19 protein-coding genes are annotated in these 22494 nt (G+C 49.4%); 8 read left to right on the plus strand and 11 right to left on the minus strand.

Annotated features, from left to right (window positions below):
• Positions 1-282: 282 nt before the first annotated feature.
• Together ACJJIE_RS14110 and ACJJIE_RS14115 are read right to left on the minus strand one after the other, a co-directional pair.
• The gene (locus ACJJIE_RS14110; RefSeq protein WP_444892098.1) at positions 283-1017 is read right to left on the minus strand and encodes a sulfite exporter TauE/SafE family protein; all 735 of its coding nucleotides are present in this window, start codon (positions 1015-1017) and stop codon (positions 283-285) included.
• Positions 1018-1166: 149 nt separating this feature from the next.
• Positions 1167-1775, minus strand: a complete 609-nt coding sequence (locus tag ACJJIE_RS14115) for a MarC family protein (protein WP_282931144.1) — start codon at positions 1773-1775, stop codon at positions 1167-1169.
• A gap of 156 nt (positions 1776-1931) precedes the next feature.
• Here ACJJIE_RS14115 and aceK point away from each other — a divergent pair, with 156 nt between their 5' ends.
• Together aceK and ACJJIE_RS14125 are read left to right on the plus strand one after the other, a co-directional pair.
• Positions 1932-3686, plus strand: coding sequence for a bifunctional isocitrate dehydrogenase kinase/phosphatase (gene aceK, locus ACJJIE_RS14120; protein ID WP_282931143.1), 1755 nt, complete (start codon positions 1932-1934; stop codon positions 3684-3686).
• 56 nt (positions 3687-3742) lie between these two features.
• Entirely contained in the window at positions 3743-4252 is a 510-nt protein-coding gene (locus ACJJIE_RS14125) for a hypothetical protein (RefSeq protein WP_282931142.1), read from the plus strand.
• Between the two features lie 125 nt (positions 4253-4377).
• Here the strand turns inward: ACJJIE_RS14125 and ppk1 (ACJJIE_RS14130) are convergent, their stop codons facing one another.
• Entirely contained in the window at positions 4378-6429 is a 2052-nt protein-coding gene (gene ppk1, locus ACJJIE_RS14130) for a polyphosphate kinase 1 (RefSeq protein ID WP_282931141.1), read from the minus strand.
• A gap of 360 nt (positions 6430-6789) precedes the next feature.
• The gene (ppk1, locus tag ACJJIE_RS14135; protein ID WP_444892099.1) at positions 6790-8838 is read right to left on the minus strand and encodes a polyphosphate kinase 1; all 2049 of its coding nucleotides are present in this window, start codon (positions 8836-8838) and stop codon (positions 6790-6792) included.
• Between the two features lie 385 nt (positions 8839-9223).
• Between ppk1 (ACJJIE_RS14135) and ACJJIE_RS14140 the strand changes: the two genes are divergently transcribed.
• The 3 genes from ACJJIE_RS14140 to ACJJIE_RS14150 all read left to right on the plus strand — a co-directional run bounded on the left by ACJJIE_RS14140 (position 9224) and on the right by ACJJIE_RS14150 (position 12838).
• Positions 9224-10696 (plus strand): Ppx/GppA phosphatase family protein, encoded by a 1473-nt coding sequence (locus tag ACJJIE_RS14140; protein WP_444892100.1) that lies wholly within the window; start codon positions 9224-9226, stop codon positions 10694-10696.
• Positions 10697-10768: 72 nt separating this feature from the next.
• Positions 10769-12235: a protein adenylyltransferase SelO gene (locus tag ACJJIE_RS14145; RefSeq protein WP_444892101.1), complete on the plus strand. Its 1467-nt coding sequence runs from the start codon at positions 10769-10771 to the stop codon at positions 12233-12235.
• A 183-nt stretch (positions 12236-12418) separates the two neighbouring features.
• Positions 12419-12838 carry a DUF2147 domain-containing protein gene (locus ACJJIE_RS14150; protein ID WP_108734638.1) on the plus strand — a complete coding sequence of 140 codons (420 nt, stop codon included), beginning with the start codon at positions 12419-12421 and terminating at the stop codon, positions 12836-12838.
• Between the two features lie 63 nt (positions 12839-12901).
• Here the strand turns inward: ACJJIE_RS14150 and ACJJIE_RS14155 are convergent, their stop codons facing one another.
• The 4 genes from ACJJIE_RS14155 to ACJJIE_RS14170 all read right to left on the minus strand — a co-directional run bounded on the left by ACJJIE_RS14155 (position 12902) and on the right by ACJJIE_RS14170 (position 17508).
• Entirely contained in the window at positions 12902-13981 is a 1080-nt protein-coding gene (locus ACJJIE_RS14155) for an HlyD family secretion protein (protein ID WP_282931136.1), read from the minus strand.
• Positions 13974-14423: a MarR family winged helix-turn-helix transcriptional regulator gene (locus ACJJIE_RS14160; RefSeq protein ID WP_413663442.1), complete on the minus strand. Its 450-nt coding sequence runs from the start codon at positions 14421-14423 to the stop codon at positions 13974-13976. Before ACJJIE_RS14160 ends, ACJJIE_RS14155 begins: the two co-directional genes overlap by 8 nt.
• Before the next feature lie 137 nt (positions 14424-14560).
• Positions 14561-16810 (minus strand): DNA topoisomerase IV subunit A, encoded by a 2250-nt coding sequence (parC, locus tag ACJJIE_RS14165; RefSeq protein WP_282931134.1) that lies wholly within the window; start codon positions 16808-16810, stop codon positions 14561-14563.
• Between the two features lie 236 nt (positions 16811-17046).
• Complete coding sequence (locus tag ACJJIE_RS14170) at positions 17047-17508, minus strand: DUF2846 domain-containing protein (protein WP_282931133.1); 462 nt, start codon at positions 17506-17508, stop codon at positions 17047-17049.
• A gap of 731 nt (positions 17509-18239) precedes the next feature.
• Here ACJJIE_RS14170 and ACJJIE_RS14175 point away from each other — a divergent pair.
• The 3 genes from ACJJIE_RS14175 to ACJJIE_RS14185 all read left to right on the plus strand — a co-directional run bounded on the left by ACJJIE_RS14175 (position 18240) and on the right by ACJJIE_RS14185 (position 20538).
• Complete coding sequence (locus ACJJIE_RS14175; RefSeq protein ID WP_444892102.1) at positions 18240-18428, plus strand: ABC transporter permease; 189 nt, start codon at positions 18240-18242, stop codon at positions 18426-18428.
• 707 nt (positions 18429-19135) lie between these two features.
• Positions 19136-19741, plus strand: coding sequence for an ABC transporter ATP-binding protein (locus ACJJIE_RS14180; protein ID WP_444892103.1), 606 nt, complete (start codon positions 19136-19138; stop codon positions 19739-19741).
• Positions 19738-20538, plus strand: coding sequence for an ABC transporter permease (locus ACJJIE_RS14185; protein ID WP_444892104.1), 801 nt, complete (start codon positions 19738-19740; stop codon positions 20536-20538). Before ACJJIE_RS14180 ends, ACJJIE_RS14185 begins: the two co-directional genes overlap by 4 nt.
• 71 nt (positions 20539-20609) lie before the next feature.
• Here the strand turns inward: ACJJIE_RS14185 and ACJJIE_RS14190 are convergent, their stop codons facing one another.
• From ACJJIE_RS14190 to ACJJIE_RS14200, 3 genes are all read right to left on the minus strand, one after another.
• The gene (locus tag ACJJIE_RS14190) at positions 20610-20915 is read right to left on the minus strand and encodes a hypothetical protein (RefSeq protein WP_282931129.1); all 306 of its coding nucleotides are present in this window, start codon (positions 20913-20915) and stop codon (positions 20610-20612) included.
• A gap of 292 nt (positions 20916-21207) precedes the next feature.
• Complete coding sequence (locus ACJJIE_RS14195; RefSeq protein WP_444892105.1) at positions 21208-21615, minus strand: GFA family protein; 408 nt, start codon at positions 21613-21615, stop codon at positions 21208-21210.
• Between the two features lie 92 nt (positions 21616-21707).
• On the minus strand, positions 21708-22079 hold the full coding sequence (locus tag ACJJIE_RS14200) for a hypothetical protein (RefSeq protein WP_282931127.1): 372 nt from the start codon (positions 22077-22079) through the stop codon (positions 21708-21710).
• Positions 22080-22494: the final 415 nt, after the last annotated feature.

A 22494-nucleotide genomic window follows, 5' to 3' on the forward strand; every position in this document is an offset into this window, starting at 1 on the left:
TTTGCAAGAGCGGCAACGCAGCAGCTGTGGCCCTCAAGGCCCGCCCTTCGGGGCTTGCAGAGCGATTCACACTCCGCATTGCGACTTCTTGAAAGGTCTAGACATTCCTGCGAAGCCGCGCCTTGATTGAGAACCGCTCTGCATGCCAGAGGTATCACGGAGTTATTCAGAGGCTCCCTAATTCTTATGATGATAGTATTGTAATTAGGGGACCGAATTTTAATTCTTTGCTTTCCAAACGGTTAGTTTTAGCAATAAATTATAAATACTATCCCTATAAATCTAAGCCATGTCATAAAGCGCTTTTATCACTAGTACCAAGCCACACAAGAACATTACCAATAGAGTGTATTTCCTAAACTTTTTAAAGCTGACCTGATTCAATCTCCTTTTCGCGAGGGTTACACCAATAATCCCCCCAAGCCCAGCCGCCACACCATAGAATGCCAACTCTAGGGATACCGCCGAGAATGTAATATAAGTTCCCAGCTTTACAAGCTGCATTAACAGCCCATTAAAGGCCTTAGTGGCTATCAGGGATTCTTTCTCGAGGCCATAATTCAGCAAGAAAGGGTTCTTAAGCGGACCCATTGCCCCAATAAGACCGGAAGCAAAAGCGGTCACCAATCCCAAAGGTAAAAAATAGGGAAGTGACATGGGAAAAGATCTTTCCCTATGGCCAAAGCGATACTGAAGTATCGTGGACATTAAAAAAAGCCCAACCACTATTTGTATCCACTCTGGGGACATCTGTGTATAGGAATATGCACCTAGCAATGCCCCGACTAAGCTTCCCGGGGTAAGCCAGCGTACTACCCGCCAATCAATATAGGACCAAAAAATCAGGGCCCGGTAGGGTGAAGCCAGGCACTTGGCAATGGTTACCGTTGGTGCAACCAGGTGTGGGCCAACGATAAAGCTAATCACTGGAACAAGGAGCAGTGCCCCGCCCCCGGCCGCAAGCGTGCTGATATACCAAATCAAGACGCCAAAAATCAGCAGCAATAGCTCTATCATTTTACCGCTTCAGAAGTCACCAAAATCACAATGAATAAAGTAGAAATTCAGGCTTGGGCGCAATTCCAACACTAACCGGCAATCCAATACTCTCTTCACTAGAAGAAACGCAGCCTTAGCTCAACCAGTACAAAACCAAATGCCAGTAGTTAAATTGAAAAGAACTGCTGAATCCCGACAAGTACATTGGTTGTTGCTACGGAGGCCAGGATCAGCCCCATAACGCGACTTACGATACTGGCCCCGGCATCACCAATAAATCGATATATCCAGTTGGCAGTTAGCAGCAGCAATATCACTATCGCCAATACAGCTATCATGGCAGATGCTGTACTCAGCTGATGAACCACATCAAATCGATGGTTATCTGTGAGTACCACAGCCGCGAGCATGGCTCCGGGTGAGGCAATGGAGGGCACCGCAAGAGGGAAAATCGCTGTCTCATGCCCCTCACGGATGATTTCTATCTCCTGCTCTGGCTTGCTCTCACCAAATATCATGGTTAAGGCAAACAGGAACAGGACGACGCCTCCAGCTACCTGAAATGCAGAAAGGGGCACGCCAATCGCCTCGAGGAAGAATTGCCCTGCGACCAAAAAGAACAACAAGATCCCGGTGGCAACGAGTACTGCCAGCCAGGCTATCCTGCGCTTTTGCCACTCTGCATGTCGTGAAGTGACTGCGATAAACACTGGCAGAGTACCCACCGGGTCAATCACAGCAAAGAAAAAGACAAAGCTACTGATCCAATCGTTCAATTGGGACTCCGACGTGCCGTGCTACTATCCGCTTAATTAGAGCCCCAGGCAGTATGGGCAGGACCGGAGCGAGGTGTGCTTAGGGGGTCCAACGCCGTTATCTACGGTAACTGCTGGCGCAAGCGTAACTTGTAACTTAGAAAAAAAGTCTAGTGCATGACGAATCACTCACCGACCGCCCGACGCATCGCTAAAACCATCCTCAATGGTTTTGACGCCTATTTCGCAGACTATCAGAACATCACTTTGGGCGCCAAGGCCCGTTTTGAAACCGCCTCCTGGCAAGCGGCACATGAGGCCAATAAAGCCCGGATCGATCTTTACAAAACCAAGGTCACCCAAGTGGTGGACCTGGTCCATTCGGTAACCAGCAAGGACACCAGCCAGCTGGAGCTGTGGCGTGATGCCCGCGCCACTTATGCACAGCTGATTGCCAATCACAGCAATTATGAGATTGCCGAGACCTTTTTTAACTCGGTGTTTTGCAGCCAGTTTCACCACACCAACATTCACGACAGCAATATCTTCGTCAAGCCGTCCCGAGCACCGGAAGACAAACCGCTACGGGATTACAGCATCTATATAAGTTACAGCGGCCGCCACGGCCTCGAGTGTATGGTCGAAGATATTCTCAAGGATTTCAGCTTCTCCACGCCCTGGGAAAATATGGAGCGCGACATTGCCCATATCTGCGAATCCCTGCGCAGCGCCCCCCTGGCCAATGTGGACAACGAGAAACACTTGCGGGTGGATATGCTGGAGTCGGTTTTCTACCGTAACAAAGCGGCCTATCTGGTGGGGCGCATAATCCTGAACGGCGAAGTTATCCCCATGATCCTGCCCTGCCTAAACAACGGGCGCGGCGGTATTTTTGTGGACACCCTTATCTACAATAACGACTCCGCCAGTATCATTTTCAGCTTTACCCGTTCCTACTTTATGGTGGATGCGCCAATCCCCTCCCGCTTTGTGCGCTTCCTGTCCACCATTATGCCGCTCAAGGAGAAGTCTGAGCTATACAACTCTATCGGCTTCCACAAACACGGTAAGACCGAGTTCTACCGCCATATCCTCGCCCATATGAAGGTCAGTAACGACAAGTTTGTTATTGCACCGGGCATTAAAGGGATGGTGATGAGTGTATTCACATTGCCCTCCTACCCGGTGGTATTTAAAGTCATTAAAGACGAGTTCGACCAGCCGAAAACTGTCACCGAAAAGATCGTAAAAGAAAAATACAAGTTCGTATCCCGCTCTGACCGGGTCGGCCGTATGGCTGACACCCAGGAGTATTCTTACTTTATTTTCTACCGCAATCGCTTCAGTGAAGAGCTGATCAAAGAACTGCAGGAAGTGGCACCATCAAAACTGATCATTGATGAGAAGCGGGTCATCATCAAACACCTGTATGTAGAGCGGCGTATGGAACCGCTTAACCTCTACCTGCAACATGCCAATGAAGAGCAAACCAAGGAGGCCATGGAAGAGTATGGCAATGCCATCAAACAGCTGGCAGCCGCAAATATCTTCCCAGGTGACATGTTGCTGAAAAACTTTGGGGTTACCCGTCACGGGCGGGTAGTCTTCTACGATTACGATGAACTCTGCCCATTGACGGAATGTAACTTCCGCAAGATTCCCGAAGCTCATACCTCTGAGCAGGAGCTGGCCGACAAGCCCTGGTATACCGTCGCAGAAGCCGACGTCTTCCCAGAAGAATTCCGCCTGTTCTTCTCTGGCAATCCCACCGCGCGCGCGGCATTCGAAAAGCTGCACGGCGATTTATACAACTATCGCTTCTGGAAACTCTTACAAGATCGTATTCGCGCCGGACATGTGGAGAGTGCTTTCCCCTATCGACGCAAGTGGCGTTTCCCGCGCCGCTCCCATAACCGTGCACAACAAAAGTAGACGACCAATCTATGACTATATTGGTAGGAGGACTTTTCCAAGGGAGCGGATAATCCGTGCATATTTTTCGCTGGGCTCTAGTTGCCGCAACTTATACCCTGCTGACGACCAGCGGTTGCGGCTATTTCCCCAGCGAGATGTCCATCCCCGGCAAGCTCCCTCCAGCAAAACGCCCACCACCTTACGCACGAATCACAGGTAAACCCCATGTGGTCAGCTGTGCAACCCCCGCCCGGGGGTTTCCAACCCTGTCCTTTGATGAGGTCTTTACTTTTACTGAAAACCCACGCCAACCCTTCGTAGAGTCATATGGCCTTCCCCAACAGTTCGATGTAATCGGCTATGTATGGGGCAGTGAGAGGTGTACACCAGCGGCCTTCTGTAACTATGGAGACTATTACCAGCTGCTGGGACGCGGACCCAGAGGCGACTTTGCAACTTGGATTTCCACCCCGCAATATCCCCGTATTACAATTCAATCCCCCTGCGGCCAGCGACTGAAGGTCGGCCAGGGGTATCGCTTTTCATTTAGTGATGGACAACTGGTAGGATTTAGCCCCAACTAAAGAAAAGAGTTGCCACTAGTGTGATAGACAGTATTTGAGACATACTGTGAAGACACCCGGTTAGGCCTGTAAAGCATCTATGCCCATATACTCTTGGGCACCGTACAATTTCTCTTCTGCCTTTTTTAGTACCTCTGGGAATGCTTCTTTAAATAGCGGTAAATAGCGTCCTGAGCCCGACAGCCCCTACTTCCTTCATTAGCCAATCGGGTATTAGTTTGACCGGCATCAATTAAGCGGGCCTTCTGATTATCATGCCACTGTAGTTCCATGATTTTCTTAATGGTTCGGAGGTGTCGAGAATTGGTCACCGGATAAGTGACTTCGATACGTTGATCCAGACAGCGGTTTTTCAGGTTTGCAGAGGACATCCACATCAGTTCATCGCCACCATTATGAAACACATAAATCCTTGCATGCTCCAGAAACTTATCCACCAAACTGATCACCTTAATATTGTCGGATAATCCAGGGGTGTCGCATACCAAAGAGCACTCACCGCGAACGAGTAATCGAATCTCTACTCCCGCAGCGCTCGCCCGATAAAGGTGGGCAATCAGTTTGCTGTCTATCAGGCTGTTGCACTTAAAGAATATGCCAGCCTTACACCCAGCGAGGGCTGCCTCTATTTCCCGGTCTATGGCCTGCTCAAAAGACCTTCTCAATGAGAAAGGAGAGACAATAATATGCTTGAAAACCTGTTTTATATTGGGGAATCGCATAAATTCAAACAAGTTATAGATGTCGCGACCCACTCCCTGATCATTAGTCAACACACTGAAATCACAGTAGACACGAGCAGTACTCTCGTTAAAATTCCCTGTTCCCAACTGGGTATAAAAACGATTCTTTCCCTGCTCACGGCGAACTACAGAAATTAACTTCGCATGAACCTCCATTTCAGGAACGCCGTAAACAACCAACACTCCCGCTTCTATTAATTTACGGGACCAATAAATATTGGCTTTTTCATCAAAACTCGCCCGCAATTCAACAACCGCAATTACTTTTTTATTATTTCTAGCCGCATTAATTAACGCCGCGATTACCCTTGAGTTTTTCGCCATTCGATACAAGGTAATACGTATCTCTTTTACCTGCGGGTCAATAGAGGCCGAAGCAAGGAAATTTGTTATTGCCCAAAAATCATGGTACGGATAACAGAACAATCCATCATCGTCTTGCAATTGGTCAAAAATATTTTCACTGGTGGATAAAGCCAAGAGCGGTGCCGGCCTTCTATACCGACAACTTTTGGAATCCGGGGCAAAGCCCATAAGATCTTTGGAGTTGTGATAACGCCCACCAGGGGTATAACTATCCCTGGATCCCATCTTCAGCTTTTTCTTAATCAGCTCCAACAGCGTATTAGGCATTTCCATGTCGTAAGCAAGACGTACCGGCTCTGCACGCTTACGCTGTTTGAGCGACCGTTCAACACGTTCGAGAATATCCCGGTTGACATACTCCCCCAGCTCAATATCTGCATCTCGACTTATCTTGAACATATATGCCTTGGCAGAAAGAATAGGCAGGACATTGCGGAAGACTTCTTCCAAGCACACTCGAATAATATTATCCAGAACGATGTAAACTTTCTCTTTCCTGCCTTGTCGCGATGGAATTTCCAGGAACCGGGGAAGAATAGCAGTAGGAATCTCCATAACTGCATATCTGCTTGGCTCCCCTTTTAAATTCAAAGTGATAGCGAAATAGATATTGTTGTCACTCAGCAATGGCATTGCTGATCTGCCATCGATAAAAAAAGGCTCTAACTCCGGTAAAACCAGACTATGGAAATAATTTTTTACAAATCCCAACTGATGGCTATTTAAACTATCTTCTCGAACAAGATAAATACTATGCTTTTTCAATCCCGATAACACTTTGACATAAGCTTCGGCATAGCGCTTTTCAAGCGTCAAAATACGATCATTAATAGTTTTCAATAGCTGGGAAAAGTGCTCCCTCTGCCCCACACCAGAATCAATACTCGCCAACCTCCGTACACCAGCAACCTTAATGCGGAAAAATTCATCCATATTCTGGGAGAAAATTCCGAGAAAGTGTACCCGTTCGATAGCCGGGACTGTTTCATCCTCGGCTTCCTGTAGTACTCGCTCATTAAAAGATAGCCAGCTTAATTCGCTGGGAAATAGAGGAATATCATTTAGCATAGATAGAGCACTTCACCAACGCTTCTACTATTGATCACCAAAATCCAAATACCAGCCTCCCTAAATCCGCCCTACTGGTACAGAGCTTAAAATCTGGCTAACTATAAAATAATAGAACAAGGTGACAGCGTATTTTTGGATTCACTCCTTGTGATATCGGCTATAAAACCAACAGTAGAGTTTCTATCTTGGTAGCGGGATCAATAAATAAAGGAAAGATGCACTCTATCAAGAGTGATAGCCTAAACTGGGTAGAATAATGATGTTAGCAGTGCAAATGGTATTTGTGACCCCACAGACAAACTGAAGGGTCACCATTTAATCTAAGGAAGGTCTGCAGCCCATTATTGGCGATCTATACTACTCCGCCTCACGCTGCTTTAAAAAGCGATAGATGGCATCCTGGGATCGACAACCTTTTCGTCCCCCATTAGCCAACTTGGAATTTGTTTGCTTGGCATCAATCAGCCGCGCCTTCTGATTATCACTCCACTGCAATTCCATAATTTTGCGAACTGTAGCCTGGTGCTCCGGATTCATAAGCGGGAAAGTGACTTCAACTCGCTGATCCAGGTTTCGTTTCATCAGGTCCGCCGAAGACAACCACATCAGCTCATCACCACCATTGTGAAAAATATAGACTCTGGCATGCTCCAGGTACTTATCTACCAAACTGATAATACGAATATTGTCTGATACGCCCGTAGTTTCACAAACCAATGCACACATCCCACGAACGATAATACGAATTTTTACACCTGCGGCACTGGCACGATACAGCTGCTCAATAATCTGACTATCCACAAGGTTATTACACTTGAAAAATAGTGCCGCTTCCTTCCCTGCCTGGGCGGCATCAATTTCACGATCTATCGCTGCAGTAATCGCATCCCGATAGAAAAATGGTGAAGTGATAATACGTTTAAAAGAAGGGCGCTTACGCGGTGCCTGCATAAACTCAAATACATTGTACACGTCCCTACCCAGCTCCTGGTTATTGGTCAATAAACTAAAATCACAATAGACCTTCGCTGTATTCTCATTAAAGTTACCAGTGCCTAGATGGCTGTAGAAACGGTCTTTGCCATCCTCGCGGCGAAGCACAGAAATTAACTTGCAATGTACTTTGAGATTGGGCATGCCGTACACTACATTCACCCCGGCATCGCTCAACTCATGGGACCAATGGATATTGGCCTTTTCATCAAAGCGCGCCCGCAACTCCACCACCGCAGTCACTTTTTTGTTATTGCGAACCGCATTTACCAGAGCCGCAACTACACGGGAGTTCTTTGCTACCCGGTAGAGATTAATCCGAATTTCTTTTACCTGAGGGTCTAGTGCGGCAGATGCCAGGAAATTGACAATCGCATGGAAGTCATAATAGGGATAATAATAAAGCCGATCCCCTGTGCACAGCTGTGAAAATACACTTTCATTTTTCGGTAAGGCTGGCAGAGGTGTGAGGCGCTTATAGCGAAGTCGGGCGGATTCTCCCGGGAATTTCATCAGATCTTTGGAGTTGTGATAACGCCCACCGGGGGTATAGGTATCATAACGACCCATTTTCAGTTTCTTCTTCACCAACTCCAGTAGAGCCTCAGGCATATCGCCATCGTAGGCCATACGCACCGGATCTGCGCGCTTTCTCTTTTTTAGCGAGCGCTCCATTCGATCGAGAATATTCTGGGTTACCTCTTCACTTAACTCCAACTCAGCATCGCGACTGATCTTAAAGGTATAGGCGCTGGCTTTAGCGATAGGCACCACATGGCGAAATATTTCTTTAAGGCATCCCCGGATAATATTATCGAGAACGATGTAGACTTTCTCCCGCCTCCCCTCCCGTGGAGGAATCTCCACAAAGCGGGAAAGTGTATCCGTAGGAATCTCCATTGCCACATAGCGCTCGGTACCATCATCCAATTCCAGTGCTATCGCAAAATAGATACTGGTTTCATTAATCAAAGGCATGGGCTTGCGCCCGTCGATAAAGAATGGCTCCAATTCCGGCAGCACTTCCCGGTGAAAGTAACTTTCTACAAACTGGCGCTGGTTATCGCTAAGCGAAGTCTCCCTAACCACATGAATATCATGCTTTGCCAGATCCTTTAAAGCTTTGTTATAGGCCTTCGCATAGCGCAACTGTAACCTCAATACTCGATTATTAATCGATTGCAATAGATTACTGTAGTATTCCTTCTTTTCTCCGCCAACGGAAAAGGCTGCTAAACGACGTACCGCTGCAACATGCACACGGAAAAACTCATCCAGGTTATTAGAGAAGATTCCCAAAAAATGTACGCGCTCAATAACAGGCACACTTTCATCTTCCACCTCCTGTAAAACACGCTCGTTAAATGAAAGCCAGCTCAACTCTTTGGGAAATAGAGGCACATCGTTAGACATTGCAAAACCATAAAACGCACCCAGTATCTGACGGCAGTTTAAAAATCCAGATTATTCTGGAAGCAGCCTTAACACGGGGCTGAGGGTCAAGATTAAGTAAAGAAATATGCCACTGAAATGTGGCTGTGAGCAAGCGCCTATAGCAATATAACGATCTAGTATGGCTTCACAGTTTTCTGCCACACTGTTTCAGTCCATAAATTGGCACAAATAAATAAAAAATATCTTTTATTTATAAAAGATATTTAATAATTTTGTAACACTTTTATAGGTGGCGCCTTTTTGGTGCGCTGTAAATTGACTGCACCCACTATTGGACTGAAAAGTGGCAAAATGAATAATAGAGCGTCCGACTCCATACATTAGCGCTTTCAACGGGATATTGATGCAAGCTCCAAACGAACGCTATGCCGCCCTAGATTTGGGCTCAAACAGTTTCCATCTGCTCCTGGCGGAATTTCGCGATCAGCGCATGGTACGCCTGCACACAGACAGAGCCATGGTGCGCCTGGCCGAGGGGCTGGATATTAACCACCACTTGGACCCAACGGTAACCGAACGGGCCCTGGCTGCTCTGCAACGCTTTCAACCAGTGATGGATAAACTGCCCCTCGACCATGTACGTGTTGTGGGTACAAATACTCTGCGTATGGCTGCGGCCAATGCCGATGGCTTTTTGGAAGAAGTGGAATCAATACTCGGAGTGCCGGTGGAAATTATCAGCGGTATCGAGGAGGCCCGCCTGATCTTCACCGGGGTTCTCGCCGCCGCCAATGGCCCCCCTCGCTTGCGCTGCATTATTGATATTGGCGGTGGCTCTACGGAGCTGGTTCGCGGTGGTGATACTCCACAGCAACTGGAAAGCCTGGATATAGGCTGTGTTTCCTACAGTAAACGTTTCTTTGCTGATGGCCTGATCAGCCGCAATACCGTAAACCACTTCCAACGCGCGCGGCGAGCGGCGCGGGCCGAATTGCAGGAGCTACAGCATATTGCCGAAGGCGCGGAAGTTACCGGTTGCTCCGGGACTATCAAAGCGGTTGCCAGGATTTGCAATGATGGCGAAGTAAAGGCGATCAAGCGCGGGGATATCGATCAGCTTGCGCACCGGGTTTCCTCCGCCAAACATATCGCGGACCTGGATTTACCCTACCTGGATGAAGAGCGTCGCCCAGTCTTCGCTGCCGGCCTGGCGATACTGCATGCAATATTCTGTGAACTCGACATTATGCGTATGGAAGTCTCCCCCTATGCAATCCGCGAGGGCATAGTGCACGACTTGGCCGGGCGCTTGCACGGCGGGGATCGACGTGCAGATACGATTGCCGCCATGGTAAAGCGCTGGCAGGTAGATACCAACCAGGCTAAACGTGTCAGTTCCACCTCACTCAAGCTCCTGCAGCAGTTGCGCCCCCAGTACCCACCAGAAGGCAAGGTGCGACTGCACTGGGCTATCCAGTTGCACGAAACCGGCCTGGCCCTAACCCACAGTAGCTTCCGCAAGCTGGGGGCCTATATGGTTAAACACGCCGATATGGCCGGATTTGCCAAAAGTGAACAGGAGCACCTGGCCTATCTGGTGCACAACCAACGGGGAAGAATCAAACCGCCACGGGAGCACTATGGCTTCCACCCCAGCCCAGACCTTCTGTTATGCCTGCGCCTCGGATGTATTATTCACCGGGACCGCACCGAACGCAGCCTGGACGGCTTAAAGCTATATGACCAGGGAGACGCCTATCACCTGGAAGCCGATCAACAGTGGCTGGAGGATAGCCCGGCAATTGCAGAATTGTTGGAGCAGGAAGAGCAACACTGGCGCTCACAAAATCGGCCCCTACAGATAACGGCGATATAAGAGCCAGGGGCCCTTGTGAGCCACTCTGGACACTGGCGTTTTACGCGAATATTCACCCTACAATCAAAAGCTATGAAACTGAGCGAAGTCACTCTCGAACACCACTATGCGGATATGGGGGAAGCCTTTGGCACCCCCATAGCACCCACTCCTTTCCGCCACCCCAAGGTAATCGATACCAACCCTTCAGTGCTGCAACTATTGGGAATAGATCCCAACGAGAAATCTGACCCCGCCTGGGCCGAGCTGGGCTGCGGCGCCCGCCTGTTTAAGGGAAGCCGCCCATTTGCCATGAAATACACCGGTCACCAGTTCGGGGTCTACAACCCGGACCTGGGGGATGGGCGAGCGCTGCTGTTGGGTGAAATCGAGAATGAAGGCCGGCGCTGGGAATTGCATTTAAAGGGTGCAGGAAAAACGCCCTACTCCCGCTTTGGTGATGGCCGCGCAGTATTGCGCTCCACCATACGGGAGTACCTTGCCAGTGAAGCACTCTACGGCCTCGGTATACCCAGCACCCGGGCACTGTGCATTGTCGGAAGCGACGAACCTGTCACCCGTGAGAAAATCGAAACCGGGGCCATGCTGATCCGAGTGGCGGAGAGCCACGTGCGTTTCGGTCACTTTGAATACCTGTTTTACACCAAACAACTGGAGGCCCTGCAGGAGTTGATCGGGGTTACTTGTCGACGCTTTATACCGGGTACAGAGGGTATGGCAGTGGGAGACCAAGCTGAAGCACTTCTGCGCTTTACCACCCGGCGCAGTGCAGAGCTAGTTGCAGCCTGGCAGTCCGTAGGCTTTGCCCACGGCGTGCTCAACACCGATAACATGTCGATTATTGGCGACACCTTTGACTACGGGCCCTACGCCTTCCTGGACGACTACGACCCCACTTTTATCTGCAATCACTCCGACCACACCGGCCGTTACGCCTTTGAGCAACAGCCTGGAGTCGTACTGTGGAACCTGAATGCTCTCGCCCATGCACTGTCGGCCTTTGTCGGTGTAGACGCCCTACGCGAATGCCTGGAGCAATTCCAGCCGGTGGTAAGCGAGGCCTATGCGCAACGTATGCGGGCCAAACTGGGCCTGGAAAAAGAAGAGGATGGCGACCAGGCCCTCTGCTCGGAACTGCTGAAGTTGCTTCAACACGGCCAGGCCGACTACAGCCTGTTTTTCCGCGCCCTGGCCCACTACCGGGGGGAGCGTCCGGCCAGCGCTTTGCACGAGTTACTCAAACCCACTCACCACAGCGCCCTGGATCAATGGCTGGAGCACTACGATCGCCGCCTCACCCGGGAGACAAATAACTCCCGGGAGCGCAATTTGGCCATGCTGTCAGTCAACCCGAAATACATTCTGCGCAACTATTTGGCACAGAAGGTCATCGAGGCTGCTGAAGATGGCGACTATCATCCTTTACGGACTCTGCGCCAGTTACTGCAATCCCCTTTCGCCGAGCACCCGGAGCGAGAAGTCTGGGCCAGTGCACCGCCAGAATCCGGCAAGCGTATCCCCTTGAGCTGTTCCTCTTAAAGGTGCCTTTGGGTAACTCACAAAGGTCCCGAAATTGGGACAAATAGAGAGAAAAGGCAGGGATATGTGGCCAAATGCTACTTTTTGACTGTTAGATTTTACCTGATGACGACTAGCCCACTGCCCTCGCAGGTGACTTGATGTAATATCCGGGTCACCCTACTTTACATAGGAAAATAAGTGATGATTAGAAACCTGCTTCTGGCCACCTTTGGCCTGCTGTTCGCCCTGCAGGCCAGTGCTGCAGATATCCTGGGCAACTGGCGCACTATCGATGACGAGACCGGAGAGACAAAGTCCATCGTCAACATCTATGAAAAGGATGGGAAGTATTACGGCAAGGTAGTGGATCTTCTGATGAAGCCTAACGACACCGTTTGCGACAAGTGCCCAGGCGACCTGAAAGGTAAGCCCATTGTCGGCATGGATGTCATCAGCGGGCTGGAAAAGAAAGGGAAAAAATACGAGGACGGGGAAATTCTCGACCCGGTAAAAGGCAAGGTTTACGACCTGAAAGTCTGGCTGGAGGATGACAACACCCTTAAGCTGCGCGGCTACCTGGGCTTCCTCTACCGCACCCAAACTTGGCACCGAGTTCAATAAGCAACTAGGTGCAGCTCTCGGCCCGAGTTCTATCGGGCCCAGAAACCTCTCTCTCAAACCCAGTTAAAGCACCACCCTGCCGCTTTCACCGCTCGTTGCACGGGCCGACACCACTTTATCGTCTTCACTGGTATCAATTCGTACCTTGGCGCTCATACCTGCGCGCAGAGGCGGAGAATCCTTGAGGGGGTATAGACGCAATCGCACCGGCACCCGCTGCACGACTTTCTCCCACTTGCCACTGGCATTCTGCGGCGGTGTGGAAGCAAACTCACTGCCACTGGCGGGGCTCATGCTGTCCACCTGAGCCTGCCACTCAAAATCCGGGTAGGCATCCAGGGTCACTTCCGCCTGTTGGCCCGTGCGCACGCGACCCAGCTCGGTCTCTTTCAGGTTGGCCTCCACCCAAAGGCCAGTGGAGCCAATCATTTGCAGCAGGTTAATGCCCAGAGTGGCCATCTCCCCCACCTTGGGTACGGTATTGGCGATAGTGCCATCCACGGGAGCAATAATGCGCGTGCGCGACAATTGGTAGCGGGCGGTATCCAGTTGCGCTTGAGCCACTTTTAAATCTGCCTGCTCTTCCAGGGCAATGCTCGGGTCGCCCCCCAATTCAGCGCGCAAGCTGGAGAGCTTCTCAGCATTAATCGTGATCTGTGCACGAGCCCGCTCTAGCTGCTGGCGGGCGCTGTCCAGCTCCGCCTCGGAAAACGCCACCTTGCTCAGTTTTTCATTGCGCTCCAATTGGCGGCGGTAAAAGTCCGCATCTTTCCGTGCCTGCTGCAACGCAGCATCTGCTTCAGCATATTCCGAACGGCGAGCGAGCAATTCGTTGCGCACCTGGGCCAGGCGCGCCTCCGCCTCAGTCACCGCCAGTTCGAAGGCCGTGCGGTCGATCTGAATCAATAATTGCCCTTTCTCCACTACCTGGTTGGCACTCACCAGCACCTGAGTGACAACACCACTAACCTCGGGCGCCAGGGAGATCTTGTCCGCTTTCACGTAAGCGTTCTCTGTCTCGACAATGTCGCTGCCGCGCAACAGGTTCCATCCCCCTATCAGGACGGCCAGTACCAGGAAAAAGGAGAGTGCGAACTCTCGTTGCCCAGCGCGGTCTAGCTTAATGGACAGCTTTTCAGTCACATTCAATCTCTTCACGTGTCAAATTCTTGCGCAACCGCAATAGCAGCGACTGCAATTGATCCACCTCTGCGGCGGAAAAGCCCGCAAGTGCCTCACTGCGGGTCTGCTGGGCTACGCCGCCCAGCAACTCGAGGGCCGGCATTGCCTGCCCCGTCAGATAAATACGGAAACAGCGCCGGTCCTCGGGATCGGGCCTCCGCTCCACCAGCCCCTCCTGCTGGAGGTTATCCAGCTGGCGCGCCAGACTGATCGGCGCTAGGTCCAGGCGCTCGGCCAACTCTGCCTGCTTGAGGCCCTCCTCACGCAATAGATGCCAAAGCACCTGCCAGCGGGATCCACTCAGCCCGTGGTCCTTGGCTCTGCGGTCAAAGTTTCGCCGCAGCAGCCGTGCTGCACTGTGTAGTTCAAAACTCATTTCAGTAACGGCATCTTCCCTGGACATATCTGCTCTCCCTGTCTAAGGCCGCTCATTATAAGCCTGCTTATTATTTCATCAATGTGCGAGTTATCAATATCCCAAAACCCCATCAAAAAAGGCGGTCACTAGGACCGCCCTTTCGACCTGCATCCGGGATGGGCCTATTTCTCCAGAACCTCGATCTTATCGACCTTCTGGAAGCCCCGGGGCAGCTTGTTGCCGCGCCGGCCACGCTCGCCGCGATAGTGATCCATCTCCGAGATCTTGATCTTGGTATGGCGCTTACCGGCGTGAACGACCAGTTGGTCCCTGCCCTTCAATACAGCAACACCAATGACCACCTCTTCGCGGGCCGCAGCTCGGGCCGAAGTGATATTGATAATCTTATTGCCCTTGCCTTTGGACAATTCCGGCAACTCAGTCACAGGGAATACCAACATGCGCCCCTCGGTGGTCACCGCTGCCAGCAGAACGTCATCGAGACTCTCCAGCAATTGAGGGGAAAGTACCTGGGCCCCCTTGGGCAGGGTCAGCATGGCTTTACCCGCCTTATTGCGCGACTGCAAATCAGAGAGCTTGGCGATAAAGCCATAACCCGCATCGGAAGCCAGTAACACTCGCTGCTCATCAGGGCCCATCAACAAGCCCTCAAAGGTGGCACCGGAGGGGGGATTGATACGCCCACTGAGGGGTTCGCCCTGCCCTCGTGCCGAAGGCAATGTGTGGGAAGCAATGGAGTAACTGCGACCGGTGCTATCGAGTAATAACGCGGGCTGGTTACTCTTGCCCCGCGCGGCAAAACCGAGACTGTCCCCCGCCTTATAACTGAGTGCTGCCGCATCAATTTCATGGCCCTTGGCCGCGCGAATCCAACCTTTTTCAGAAACGATAACGGTGATGGGATCTGAAGACAGCAGCTCGGATTCACTAAACGCCTTGGCCTCTTCACGAGCCACAATCGGGGAACGGCGATCGTCGCCAAACTCTTTGGCTGCGGCCAGAAGCTCTTTCTTGATCAGGGTCTTGAGGCGGCGCTCGCTATTCAGGGTCTTGGTGAGGGTATCTCGCTCTTTTTCCAGCTCCGCCTGCTCGCCGCGAATCTTCATCTCTTCGAGGCGTGCCAACTGGCGCAGCTTGGTATCGAGAATGTAGTCCGCTTGGATATCCGTGAGCTCAAAGCGATCCATCAGCTCCTGCTTGGGCTCGTCACAGGTACGGATAATTTCGATCACTTCATCAATATTGAGGAAGGCAACCAGCAAACCTGCCAACAGGTGCAGGCGCTTCTCAACTTTATCCAGACGGAACTGCAGACGACGGCGGGTGGTAGTGGCGCGGAAAGTCAGCCACTCCCGCAGGATTTTATCGAGGGACTTCACCTGCGGGCGCCCGTCGATACCGATCATATTCATATTGACGCGGTAGTTGCGCTCAAGATCGGTAGTGGCAAACAGGTGATTCATCACCGATTCCATATCCACCCGATTGGATTTCGGCACAATTACCAAGCGCGTCGGGTTTTCGTGATCCGACTCATCACGCAGGTCGCTCACCATGGGCAGCTTCTTCGCCTGCATCTGCTGGGCAATCTGCTCCAACACCTTGGCACCGCTCACCTGATGGGGCAGCGCAGTAATGACAATATCGCCGTCTTCCTTACTCCACAGGGCGCGCATCTTGATAGAACCGCGACCGGAGGTGTAAATCTTACGGATATCATCCCGCGGCGTAATAATCTCTGCCTCAGTGGGCATATCCGGGCCGAGAATATGCTCACACAGCTCTTCTACTGTGGCCTTGGGATTTTCCAGCAGCTCTACAGTCGCGTTGACCACTTCGCGCAAGTTATGCGGGGGAATATCCGTAGCCATACCCACGGCAATACCGGTGGTACCGTTCAATAGAATATTGGGCACCCGCGCAGGCAGTACGCAGGGCTCATCCATGGTCCCGTCAAAGTTAGGCTGCCAGTCCACAGTGCCCTGACCCAGCTCCGACAGCAGCACTTCCGAATATTTACCCATGCGCGACTCGGTGTAACGCATCGCGGCAAAGGACTTGGGATCATCCGGCGAGCCCCAGTTGCCCTGGCCATCAATCAGGGGGTAGCGATAACTAAACGGCTGTGCCATCAATACCATCGCCTCGTACACGGCACTATCACCGTGGGGGTGGTACTTACCGATCACATCACCAACGGTGCGCGCGGACTTCTTATACTTGGCAGTATTCTTCAGGCCCAGCTCGCTCATGGCGTAAACGATACGCCGCTGTACAGGCTTAAGGCCATCACCGATATTCGGCAGGGCGCGGTCTAGGATCACATACATGGAGTAATCCAGGTACGCCTTTTCGGTGTACTCCTTTAACGGCAGGCGCTCTGTGGCCTCATAAACAGAGGTGTCGGTCATACAGCTCTCGTTATTCGATTCGGAAGGAGCGGATTATGGCGGACTGGAGCGGGAGGTTCAAAGGGAAGCTGAAAAAGGAAGGGGAGAAGCTCATTGTAAGTTCAATACAATCTCTAAAGCTTACCCAAAAAGTCCGGTGGGTATCGAACCAGCCTAATGCATTCTTAAGGAAATAGGACTCCCAGGTAAAATTTCGAGAAGCACACCTACTGAGTGCGCCTCTCTCAGAGCCAACTTTATTTCTGGCTGCACTCGCCAGCTTTAGCAAGCTTTAATTTTGTAATATCAGCTTTACCTTCTTCAGACTCAACAAGTTTCAAGTCTGCACCACCAACGAACACACCCATCTTAATGTATTGTTCGATAAAGTAATTTTCACCTGCTTTTACATCAACCAGTAGGTCATTCGGGGAGAACTCCGACTCGGTTGAGACCTTATGTTCTTTATCCCCAATAACCTCCTGGTAGAAAAAGACGTTGGGTGCAGATTGACCAACACATTCATCATTAACCCAGATATCTTTCTTCAGAGTAGTACCGGGACCAGAAGCTCTATAGATGTAGAGACCAGCATTCCCCTCAGTAGGTGAATTGAACTCTTTAGCTTTATTAGATAACTCATCACTCTCCATAGGAACCGACGCGCAACCCGCAAAAAGAGATGTAGCTATAGAAAGCACCGCTAATTTTTTGTACATGTTTTATCCCCAATATAATTTAACACCTGCTAACGACTGTTTTTTGTACAGCTTCTGTGTTAACAGACGCGCATCATATCAGCTTGACTACCAACTAGAACCTTTAATCAAATTGATCAGGGAGAAAAAACTCGACTCTTCAGCCATATCCACGAAGCTTAAGTATTCCACCGACTTTTAAGGTGAAGGAAATTGAAATAAATAGACACGATTATACCTGAGCTAAAGCTGGAATCACTGAGCATTGGCCCACTTAAAAAAGTACAACTAATGATGACGAAAGCCAGAAGGAAATGGCAAGTCACAAGTGGCGGCAGCAAGTTATGTTGGTACCAATGCAAAATGCCTGGTGGGACGAAACAATAGGCGAACACTTTAATCAACCAATGGGGCAAACATTAAACACTTTAGGATTTCCCGAGAATACAACAGACCGGCAGATAAGTCGGCTATCCTTCATTGAGAAATAATGCTTTGCACTTATTCTCGCGCTTTCCTACACCGCACAAGCTTTTTTACAGGATGGGCCCAGTGTCAATCTGGAGACAGATACTACCAGTAAAATAGAAGCATGATTTATGGATGAAATCAGCAATCACCAATACCCCGCCACCTGGACGGTCCATAAGAAAGGGCAGATCCAACGAGTGTAGAGCAGGTATTTTGAAATTAATGGGAGTAGCTTATTAAGTCACAATTAGTGTGATCATCTTTGATGGTAGCAATTATCGTTGGCTGCGACGTTGGTAGTCGTCCTGGCAACTTGCTCCAATATCACACGATCTCAGCGCAGCAAGCCACTGATTGTCGCGGCAGTACGCACAGCGGTTCAATTGCCTCTTGTCGAGGTCATACTGGAAGTCCTTATCGCTATTGGTACCTTGTATAAGGCTCCACCATTTGGGCTGAAAATAAATTAGTTAATAGATCATCTCATATTGCAACGATTCAACCGTATGTCTCTTTATGTAACTTCCCTATACTGGGAACCTATTTCTTTCCGAATTGTGATGTCTATTTGTTGCTACTCACCAGCAGTCACTTTCTGTACCTGTCCTTGTCAGCATCCGCGCAAACCAGTACTACATCGCAATTCTTACCTGATCGACAAGGGGTGTCTTTCCAACAGATTTTCTACTACTTTCTGAAAGTACCAATTTTCTTAGGTTGTAAATTTGAAACCGATCTCACTCAACTATAATTATCTCATTAGTGCCTTCCTCATGATCAGGATAAGAACCAACTCCATCAACTGACCCACCCTTTACCGACTGCACTTATTAAAAATCAAGCCCTTCAAAATAATAGCTTCCGGCATATAGATTAAAATATCGATACGACTAAAATTTTCTCTTCCACTGACTTTTAGATAAAATTACAAAACAATAACCACAACAATACCGAAAAAATTATATCACCAGATTTTCATTGTCACCGCCCTTAACAGATACTACAATTTTTACAGGTTATAGATTTAATCCATAACCCCAGAGCATCAAGACGTTCCCCAATCCAAGAAAGACCAAAAATTCATATACAAAGAATAATAAATTAAAAGATAAAACTTACTTTACACAAATGATCATTTGCTGATAATTTCTAGTAAACACTAATCTCCACGAAGCTCATGTCGACTCTGGTGCTAAAAAATATTTTTGTAGGTTGTCTTCAAAATATAAATTTAACCATGGCATCTGGCCAAATTATTTGCTTATCTGGTCCATCTGGCTCAGGGAAAAGCCGCTTACTCAGAGCCATAGCTGACCTTGAACCCTACACAGGCGACATATGCTTTAAGAATAAATCCCAGAGTACATATCCAGCACACCAGTGGAGAAAGCATGTGATGTTGGTTCCCGCGCAGACTGCCTGGTGGGAAGAAACTGTCGGCGATCACTTCGCAACACCCATGAATGATGCACTTAAACTTCTCGGCTTTCCTGAGGACGTGGTAAAGTGGCAAGTAAATCGACTCTCTTCGGGAGAAAAGCAGCGCCTGGCTCTTATTCGCGCAATATCCTACAAACCCCAAGCGCTTCTCCTAGATGAGCCTACGGCTAACCTAGACGCCAGATCTGCGCAGGAGGTAGAGCAATGGCTGACAGGGCTCATTGAGGAGCACAAGCTGCCTACGATTTGGGTAGCTCATAGCCAGGAGCAGATTCGAAGGGTAGCTCATCGCCACTTGGCCATTGTTGATAATCAACTGAAAGAACAGGAGATCCATCGATGAGTGTAATCGACCTGTCCTGGTGGCAGTTGTCTTTGGCTGCGGGGCTGGTATTGGCTCTAGCCGTATGCACTCATGTAGCGCGACTACAACTAAGTAGATCGTTAATTGTTGCCGCTCTACGCACGGCTATTCAGCTCACCTTGGTAGGACTGGTACTGGAAACCCTTTTTACGGTTGGCACCCTACTTTGGATGGGACTTCTGGCCTTGGCAATGCTGCTATTTGCCGGGCAGCAAGTGGCAGCCCGACAAAAGTATCGCCTGCTCGGTGGTTGGAGCTTTGCCGTGGGCACCTTATCGATGCTGGTGTCCGCTTTCAGTATCACCATATTAAGTTTGGCCGTACTGATTGGCCCTACTCCCTGGTACCAACCACAGTATTCCATTCCTCTTTTAGGTATGTTGCTGGGTAATACAATGACTGGTGTTGCCCTAAGCCTGGACCGTCTAACCGAAAGTATGCACCGCTCCAAGGATATTATTGAGAACCGCTTGATGCTGGGGCATACCTGGCAACAAGCCAGCTTGGAGTTTCGACGGGATGCGATGCGTGCAGGATTGATGCCGACAATTAATTCCATGGCTGCCGCTGGGATAGTATTTTTGCCGGGAATGATGACAGGGCAGATTCTCTCAGGTACCTCCCCCACAATTGCCGTCAAATATCAAATTCTGATTCTTTTTGCGATTGCATCAGGCACCGGTTTCGGCACTTTTCTCGCCGTTGCCCTGGCCTCAAGGCAGCTCTTTGATAAGCGGGAGCGCCTGCGTACTGATCGCCTGATCAAAAATGTCTAAAAGTCTGTGGAGAGGTGATTCGATCGAAGGAGGGAGCGCTGGACTCCTGAGAACCAGCGCTCTATTAACCTTTAACGGCCAAAGAATAAGATAGCCCCGGCGATAATCAGGCCTACCAACAGGGCCCATACACCTCGCAGCATCAACGATCGGGCATATTCCGCCTCTTTGTAACGCAATGCATAGGGAATGCCGGTAATCGGCCCGAGGACGATCGTAACAATCCCCCAAACCCAGCGCTTGTTACCCAAGGCTGTCAACGCAGCCATCAGGCCACCAAACCAGCATAAAGTTACGCCAATTACAATTACCACCAACGCCAGGATCGACCACCATTGGTTGGCCAGGAAAATTTCTACAATTTGGGTTTCAGTCATGGAATTTAGCCAGTCCGTATTACCTTCCGATTACATCTTAATGCTCTCGGCACCTTAAAAGATTAGGTGCTTCCAGAACGAGACATCCGGATACCAATGCAAAGATGCTAAAAGAGCCGCCGCAGTGAGCGAAACCCATGCAGACGGCCCTATTGGTACCCTTCTAAGCTGAAATCACCATTGAGGGGAGCGGCGATACAGCCCTAGGACGCTATAGTAACCCTAAAGTGAATCCCAGACGCATATCCACTCTTGACTAAAAGATACCCATAGAGATAGCGAGCACTCACTATCATGAGTACTCAGTAACTATCTCCAGCCCCGTGATGTTCTGGGTATCGTTGGCAAATTCGTAGTAATCCGGCTTTTCATCGATAAAGATTTGATGGGTCATTGTTGTCTCGGCCGGAAGATCAAAGATCCCCGCAGGTACTGAGTACTGGGAAGTTTCCTTTAAGCGATAAAAGAGGTGCGAACCGCACTTTGAACAAAAACCCCGTTTAGCCCAAATTGATGAATCAAATACACTGACATGTTCCTCACCGGTAATCTCAACACTGGTTTGACAATCCACTGCCAACAGAGGACCACCGCCCCATTTTTTGCACATACCGCAGTGGCAAACCCCCAGATTTGAAGAGGGCAAAGATGCGCTAATTGTCACTGAACCACAGAGGCAACTTCCGTGCACTTGAGTCATATTGTTTTACCTTGCTATTACTTACATCAGGAAACGAATAGAATCAAATATTTGTGAAACCTTTCACAAATAAAACTACAAACTAACTTTTATTAATATTCCTTGCAGCGTCGCTGAAACCAGCTGACCCGCTTCTCATAATTAACCGGGCAATTTTCCTGGCAAGCTTCGCCTAACTCATTTAGAGATTTAGCCTCGGGATAATAAGCCACAGTTTTCCCATTGATAACATGAGAATACCCAGCATCCACAGAAGAAATTAAAAAGTGATTTTCTTTACTCCCAATAAGGACCTTATCTCGGGCAAGTGCATAAACATCATACTGCCATATTCCCCAAGCACTCCAACCATTCATAATCAAACAAGTGGACATGGTCTTTAGGGGTTGCCGCTCTACCTTCGCCTGCTCTGCGGAGAGAAGAGGGGCGAATAAAAAAACAAGCATAATTAGTATTTTTTTCATATACAGCCCTAATGAGTATTCAGAACTTAAAAATACACACAATGTTAGGAGAAAAATTTTTGATATGTTGAACGTCAGACTCACTATGCCGGAATTCTACGACCGCATCAAGGAAGCAAATTACAAGCCGCAATTCAAATTAATTTGAAAACTACATTAATCTAAAGGCAAGTCTAGGGACTTTCTAACTCCACAACAACCTGTAAGAATGTCCCAACTCTCACCCTACAAATAACAAATCTTAAAAACACTAAAAAACTGAGACATATTTAAGACTGATGAATTATTTCACGAAAAGAAAGCGAATAGTCTTATAAGTACAAGTTACAGCAGGATAAACAATTAACTCTTCCCGCAATACGACCTTGACACTCCTGAAAAATTACAAAATATATAGCAGTAAGAAGCCATCACA

This window comes from Microbulbifer maximicatervae (SeqCode), from assembly GCF_052467325.1.